Annotated in this window: 2 protein-coding genes; both read left to right on the top strand. The window is 48.7% G+C overall.

Going from position 1 to position 1,697, the window contains the following annotated elements; translation table 11 throughout:
* Positions 1-211 precede the first annotated feature (211 nt).
* On the top strand, positions 212-550 hold the full coding sequence (locus tag WH50_RS25200; RefSeq protein WP_165838562.1) for an Hpt domain-containing protein: 339 nt from the start codon (positions 212-214) through the stop codon (positions 548-550).
* Between the two features lie 67 nt (positions 551-617).
* Positions 618-1,697, top strand: a 1,080-nt coding sequence (locus WH50_RS26225) for a hypothetical protein (RefSeq protein ID WP_207780485.1), incomplete at its 3' end; no start/stop codon positions are given.

The raw sequence follows: 1,697 nt of genomic DNA, 5'->3' as shown, positions 1-1,697 counted from the left end.
GTTGTAGGACTTCCAGTTCGTTGTCTTGTACTTCGGGGAGGCAGGCTTGTTCATGCCTTCATTCTACTGCAGGGGAACCCGCTCCGATTTGTGCAACAAAGCCATTGGGAAGTATAAGTACTATCAAGGCTCTGTGTTTACAAATATTTTGTTCGCTTCAAGCCATTCCTTAGAGTCTCCCCCAACGAAAGTGACATTATGGAGAAAGGTCATGCAGCTCGATCTGGCGTTGTTATCTGAATTACAGGAGGTCATGGATGACGAATTTGTGGAGCTAATTGAAACGTACATCGATGATTCTACTTTGCGGCTTGCGCAGGTTAAGGATGCTGTAGAGCGAGGGGATGGCGTTGGGTTGCGTCAGAGCGCTCATAGTATGAAAGGAAGTAGCAGCAATATTGGCGCAACCTCACTGGCTGAGATACTAAAGCTGCTTGAAGCTGCAGGGATGCATAATAACCTGAGCGAAGCTCAGGGACTAATGGACGCAGTATGTGCTGAACATTTACAGGTGTGTGCAGCGCTTAAGAAGTTATATCTAAGTGGCTGAAAGTTGCTCTCATGAAATGTGGCCTGCCTTTTGCTCATTAGTCTTATCTGGCCAGTGAGTAGTGAACATGACAGCCTCTATCGATGTATTGGTCCCATTATCAATTGTGCCAAGCGGTGTTCGTGGTTTAGATCAGGCATCTTCTGTATCAGGACAGCTTTTTAGTACTACGTTTAGCGCAGCCCAGCAGTCTTTCGTTGATACATCTTCTGCTTTGCCGTCCTCTGTTGATCCCCTGACTTCAAAAGTAAATATTGTATCGAGTGGTAGTGTGGATCAACCAGTAGTCGATACTGACACCGATGCAGGTAGTGAGGTGTCAGAATGGTTGGGGATGTTAGGTTTCGAAGGAGTGGGGTTGTTGGTAGATGGAGTAGGCCAGTCCTTGCCGCGTGACGGCGACTCTTTGCCGTCTGACAAGTCTGCAGATGGTGGTTCAACAAGTGATCCTGCTGGCCAATCCGATCCCAGTGTGTTGTCGCCTGAAGCAATGACATTGCTGATAAATTCTGGATTTACTGTGCCAGTCAATAACTCAGCGATATCCTCGGACAACACTCAAATGGCTGTATCGCAGTCAGTAAGGCAATATTCTCAGCCTTTATTGGGTGGGGAAGGCGAAAATAGCGCACAAGCAAGCGAGGTATCGACACCAAGTCAGGCTCAGCCAGCACAGGGTTCCTACGCAGTAGGAAGTGCCAACACTCAGTCTGAGTTGTCTGTCTCTGGTGGTTCTCGGCTATCTTCGCAAAGCAGTGATATATCAAGACAGACTAAGCTAGTCTCCTTAGCGGCTGTCGGTAGCCAAGATGCATCTACTGAGAGTGTAGTGCTGCCTTCACCTGATGATGCCAACATGATGAGCAGAAACGGTTCCGGTGGTGTATCGGTGGCAGTGGGGGCATCCCAATCGCTAGTTACAGAGCTGCCTGACAAGCAAGACGGAAGTAAAGCTCAGTCAGCAACTGTTTTGGTATCACAACCTCAGGTGGCAGTCACGTTGACCAAAAACGGTGCTGGCATTTCAGAGGGCTCGCAGACTGACTCTGTGCAAGCGCAGTCGGCGCAGAAATCAGGCTTATCTTTGCAAACTCAGCAAACTCAGCAGACTCAGCAGACTCAGCAGACTCAGCAAGCTCAGCAAGCT

Source organism: Pokkaliibacter plantistimulans (genome assembly GCF_003194385.1).
GTDB lineage: Bacteria > Pseudomonadota > Gammaproteobacteria > Pseudomonadales > Balneatricaceae > Pokkaliibacter > Pokkaliibacter plantistimulans.
This window is presented reverse-complemented; position numbering and strand designations above follow the sequence as displayed.